The following is a 5,291-nucleotide window of genomic DNA, read 5'->3' on the forward strand; positions in this document are numbered from 1 at the left end:
CCTGCTCGACGTCCCGCTGGCCCTGACCCTCGGCGCCCCGCTGCCCGCCTTCTCCCTGCCCGCCCTGCTGCTCGCCCTCGCCGCGCGCCGGCGCCGGCGGGTCCGCGACCTCGCCGCCGCGGACGCCGCGGCCCCGGGGACGGGTGCGGGAGCCGCCCCCGCCGTCGCGGGCGTCCTCGTCGGCCGGACCGAGCCCGCGTCCGGGGTGGTGTCGCTGCGGCTCGCGGCCGCGGACGGCTCGGCGCTGCCGTCGTGGGAGCCCGGGGCCCACGTCGACCTCCACCTGCCCTCCGGCCGGGTCCGGCAGTACTCCCTGCACGGGGACGCCGCGGACCGCTCCGGCTACGAGGTCTCGGTGCTGCACGACCCCGCCGGACGCGGGGGCTCCGCGGAGGTCCACGCCCTGCCGGTGGGCGCACGGGTCGGGATCGGGTTGCCGCGCAACCGGTTCCCGCTCGTCGACGCACCCGCGTACCTGTTCGTCGCGGGCGGCATCGGCATCACGGCCCTGCTGCCGATGATCGAGGCGGTGGCCGCGGCCGGCGCGCCGTGGCGGCTGGTGCACCGCGGGCGCGCGCGGTCGGGCATGGCCTTCGCCGACGACCTCGAGGCGCGCCACCCCGACCGGGTGCGCGTCCTCCCGGGCGACACCACGCCCCGGCCCGACCTGCCCGCCCTGCTGCGCTCCGTGCCGGCCGGGGGCGCCGTGTACTGCTGCGGGCCGCCGGGCCTCCTCGACGCGGTCGCCGCCGCGATGCTCACCGCCTGCCCGCAGGGCGAGCTGCACGTCGAGCGGTTCGCGGCCCCCGCGCCCGTGCACGGCCGGGACACCGCCTTCCGGGTGGTGCTGCCGCGCGCGGGGACCGTCGTCGACGTGCCCGCGGGGCGGAGCATGCTGGCCTCGCTGCGCGGCGCCCTGCCCGGCACCCCGGCCTCCTGCGAGACGGGCGTGTGCGGGAGCTGCGTGATGCGGGTGCTGGCGGGGCGCCCGGACCACCGCGACGACGTCCTCCTCGGCGCCGAGCGGGACCGCGTGGACGTCGTCTACCCGTGCGTGTCCCGCTCGCACGACCCCCTCCTCGTCCTGGACGCCTGACGCGGGGGTCGTAGCGTGACCGGCAGCCGGGGCGAGGGGCGGTCCCCGCGACGAGGAGGTCGGCGATGCCGGGCAGGAGCCGTTGCGCGGTGGTGGGAGCGGGCTCGCGCGCCCGCCTGTACGTGGGGGCGATGACGGGCGAGCACGCCGACGTCGCCGAGCTCGTGGCCGTCTGCGACGTCAACCCGGGCCGGGCGCGGCTGCACGCCGACCGCGCCGCCGCCGCGGGCGCCCCGGCGCCCACGTGCCACCACCCCGACGACCTCGAGCGGATGATCGCCGAGCGCGGCGTCGACCGCGTCGTCGTCACCTCGCCCGACGTCACCCACGCGGACGTGGCGGCGCGCGCGCTGCGCGCCGGGGCCGACGTCGTGGTGGAGAAGCCGCTGACGATCGACGAGGCGGGCTGCCGCACGGTCGCGACCGCGGTCGCCGAGACCGGCCGCGAGGTCGTCGTGACGTTCAACTACCGCTACGCACCGCGCAACGCCGCGCTGCGGGAGCTCGTCGCGTCGGGCGCGGTCGGCGACGTCACGAGCGTCCACTTCGAGTGGCTGCTCGACACCCGGCACGGTGCCGACTACTTCCGTCGGTGGCACCGCGACAAGGCCAGCTCCGGCGGTCTGCTGGTGCACAAGGCCTCCCACCACTTCGACCTCGTCAACTGGTGGATCGACGACGCGCCCACCCGGGTCTACGCGCGCGGCGGGCTGCGGTTCTACGGCGCGGAGAACGCCCGCCGCCGGGGGGTGGCGCACGGGCGGCGCGACGACCCGGCCGCCGCGCAGGACCCGTTCGCCCTCGACCTGCGCGCCGACCCCGAGCTCCGCGAGCTCTACCTCGACCACGAGGGGCACGACGGCTACCTGCGCGACCAGGACGTGTTCGGCGAGGGCATCACGATCGAGGACACCCTGTCGCTGGTCGTCGACCACGCGCGGGGCTCGACGATGACCTACTCCCTCACCGCGCACGCGCCGTGGGAGGGCTACGTGGTCGCCGTCAACGGCACGCGCGGCCGGGCGGAGCTCACGGTCGTCGAGCGCGGCGCGGTCGCGGCCGGCGACGTCCTCGACGCGAGCGCGGCCGGCGCCGGGGACCGCGGCGCCGGGCTGCGCCCCGTGTCCGAGCGCCTCCTCCTGCAGCAGCACTGGCAGCCGGCCCGCGAGGTGGCGATCCCGGCCGACGCGGGCGCCCACGGCGGAGGTGACGCCCGCCTGCTGCGCGACGTCTTCCGCGGCCCGGGCGAGGACCCGCTGCGCCGCGCCGCCGACCACGTCGACGGCCTGCGCTCGCTGGCCGTCGGCATCGCCGGGAACGCCTCGCTGGCCTCCGGGCTCCCCGTCGACACGGCCGACCTCGACCTCGGGCTGCCCGTCCGCGGGGCGCGGGCTGGCTCCGGCCGGCCGGGGCCGCGGGACTAGGGTGCTGGACGCCCGGGTGCCTCCCGTCGGGACCTCCCCCGGCACCCGACCCGACGACGAGGAAGACGAGGATCGCTGGTGGACCTCTTCGAGTACCAGGCGCGCGACCTGTTCGCGGCGCACGGAGTACCCGTGCTGGACGGCCGGGTGGCGACCACCCCCGAGGAGGCGCGGGCCGCGGCCGAGGCCATGGGTGGCGGCACCGTCGTCGTCAAGGCCCAGGTCAAGGTCGGCGGTCGCGGCAAGGCGGGCGGCGTGAAGCTGGCCCACTCACCCGAGGAGGCGGCCGCGAGGGCCGGCGAGATCCTCGGCATGGACATCAAGGGCCACACGGTCCACCAGGTGATGATCGCCGAGGGCGCGAAGATCGCCGAGGAGTTCTACTTCTCCGTCCTGCTGGACCGCTCCAACCGCACCTACCTGGCGATGGCCAGCGTCGAGGGCGGCGTGGAGATCGAGCAGCTCGCGGTCGAGCGCCCCGAGGCGCTGGCCCGCGTGGCCGTCGACGCCCTCACGGGCATCGACGCCGCGAAGGCCGCCGAGATCGTCGAGGCCGCGGGGTTCGCGCCCGAGCTGCGCGAGCAGGTCGCCGACGCGATCCAGAAGCTCTGGACGGTCTTCGTCGCCGAGGACGCGACGCTGGTCGAGGTGAACCCGCTGGTGCGCACCGAGGACGGCACGATCGTCGCGCTCGACGGCAAGGTCACCCTCGACGAGAACGCCGACTTCCGGCACCCGGCCCACCTCGAGCTGGTCGACGCCGCGGCGGCGGACCCCCTAGAGGCCAAGGCCAAGGAGATGGGCCTGAACTACGTCAAGCTCGACGGCGAGGTCGGCATCATCGGCAACGGCGCGGGGCTGGTCATGTCGACCCTCGACGTCGTCGCCTACGCCGGCGAGGCGCACGGCGGCGTGAAGCCCGCCAACTTCCTCGACATCGGTGGCGGCGCCTCGGCGCAGGTCATGGCCAACGGCCTCGACGTCATCCTGGGCGACGCCCAGGTCAAGAGCGTGTTCGTCAACGTCTTCGGCGGCATCACGGCGTGCGACGAGGTCGCCAAGGGCATCGTCTCGGCACTCGGCATCCTCGGCGACGACGCCACCAAGCCGCTCGTGGTCCGCCTGGACGGCAACAACGTCGAGGAGGGCCGCCGGATCCTCGCCGAGGCCGCGCACCCCCTCGTCACCGTGGTCGACACCATGGACGGCGCGGCCGACAAGGCCGCCGAGCTCGCAGCGACCGGAAAGGCCTGATCCGTGGCGATCTTCCTGACCTCTGACAGCAGGGTCCTCGTGCAGGGCATGACGGGTTCCGAGGGGCGCAAGCACACCCAGCGGATGCTGACCTCCGGCACGACGATCGTCGGCGGCGTGACCCCCGGCAAGGGCGGCCAGAGCGTCGACTTCACCGGCGCCGACGGCTCGCCCGTGGCGGTCCCCGTCTTCGGCTCGGTCGGCGAGGCCCGCGAGGCCACCGGCGCCGACGTCACCGTCATCTTCGTCCCGGCCAAGTTCACCAAGGGCGCGGTCATGGAGGCGATCGACGCGGAGACCCCGCTCGTCGTCGTCATCACCGAGGGCGTCCCGGTGCACGACTCCGCGGAGTTCTACGCGCACGCCGCCGCCAAGGGCACCTCGCGCCTCATCGGGCCGAACTGCCCCGGGCTGATCAGCCCCGGCAAGTCCAACGCCGGCATCATCCCGGCCGACATCACGCCGCCCGGGCGCATCGGGCTCGTCTCCAAGTCCGGCACCCTGACGTACCAGATGATGTACGAGCTCGCCGACATCGGCTTCTCCTCGGCCGTCGGCATCGGGGGCGACCCGGTCATCGGGACCACGCACATCGATGCGCTGCAGGCGTTCCAGGACGACCCCGAGACCGACGTCATCGTCATGATCGGGGAGATCGGCGGGGACGCCGAGGAGCGGGCCGCGGCCTACGTCTCCGAGCACATCACCAAGCCCGTCGTCGGCTACGTCGCCGGGTTCACCGCGCCCGAGGGCAAGACGATGGGCCACGCGGGCGCCATCGTGTCCGGGTCCGCGGGCACCGCCCAGGCCAAGAAGGACGCCCTCGAGGCGGCCGGCGTGAAGGTCGGGAAGACCCCGAGCGAGACCGCGCGCCTGGCCCGGGAGCTCGTCCGGGCGCTCTGAGCGCGCGCACGACCACGGGCCCGCCGGGCCGGGCTCCCGCCTGGACCGGCGGGCCTCGTGCGTCCCGCGCGGGCGCGTCGGTCCGCCACCGGGGCCCCCGGTCGCGGGAGCATGGCGGGGATGTCCGAACTCCTCGACCGCCCCGCCCGCTCCGGCCGCTCCGACGTCACGGCCGCGGACCTGCTGCCGCTGCTGACCGCCGCCGTGCGCGCGGTCCTGCTCGTCCTGGTCCCCCTGCTCGTGGCCGCCGTCGTCGGCTGGATCGCCGCCGTGCGCTCCACGTCGTCGATGGCGTCCGTGGTCCGCGTCGGCGCCGACCTGTGGCTGCTCGGCCACGGCAGCCCGCTCGCGGTCGTCGGCACGACGCCCGTCAGCGTCGTCCCGCTGGGCCTGACGCTCCTGTCGGTCCTCGCCGCGCGGCGGGCCGTGCGGGCCTGGGTGCGCGACCAGCTCGACCACGAGCGCAGCGTGCCGTTCTGGCGCGCACTCGCCACGTTCGCCGGTGCCTACGGCGTCCTGGCGCTGCTCGTGGCGCTCGTGTCGCGCAGCTCGGTGGCCGCGGCCTCACCGCTCGCGGCCCTGACCGGCGGGCTGCTCGTCGGGGGGCTGGGGGC

5 protein-coding genes are annotated in these 5,291 nt (G+C 75.8%); all 5 read left to right on the forward strand.

All coding sequences use genetic code 11. The annotated features are described in order from the left end of the window. Nucleotide 1 precedes the first annotated feature (1 nt). Nucleotides 2-1,096, forward strand: coding sequence for a PDR/VanB family oxidoreductase (locus GTR02_RS19535; protein WP_166609152.1), 1,095 nt, complete (start codon nucleotides 2-4; stop codon nucleotides 1,094-1,096). 65 nt (nucleotides 1,097-1,161) lie between these two features. Further along, on the forward strand, nucleotides 1,162-2,520 hold the full coding sequence (locus GTR02_RS19540; protein WP_166609153.1) for a Gfo/Idh/MocA family protein: 1,359 nt from the start codon (nucleotides 1,162-1,164) through the stop codon (nucleotides 2,518-2,520). Between the two features lie 78 nt (nucleotides 2,521-2,598). Then, entirely contained in the window at nucleotides 2,599-3,774 is a 1,176-nt protein-coding gene (sucC, locus tag GTR02_RS19545; RefSeq protein ID WP_166609154.1) for an ADP-forming succinate--CoA ligase subunit beta, read from the forward strand. 3 nt (nucleotides 3,775-3,777) lie between these two features. Beyond that, a complete protein-coding gene (sucD, locus tag GTR02_RS19550) occupies nucleotides 3,778-4,677 on the forward strand; it encodes a succinate--CoA ligase subunit alpha (protein ID WP_166609155.1) in 900 nt (299 codons plus the stop codon). Nucleotides 4,678-4,797: 120 nt separating this feature from the next. Beyond that, on the forward strand, nucleotides 4,798-5,291 hold a 494-nt coding region (locus GTR02_RS19555; protein ID WP_205709649.1), incomplete at its 3' end, for a cell division protein PerM.

Source organism: Kineococcus siccus (genome assembly GCF_009906795.1).
In the GTDB taxonomy this organism is placed as follows: domain Bacteria; phylum Actinomycetota; class Actinomycetes; order Actinomycetales; family Kineococcaceae; genus Kineococcus; species Kineococcus siccus.

Bases quoted from the DNA above. Each gene is read 5' to 3' on its own strand.
- GTR02_RS19540 (WP_166609153.1), top strand. From the start codon at position 1,162: ATGCCGGGCAGGAGCCGTTGCGCGGTGGTGGGAGCGGGCTCGCGCGCC.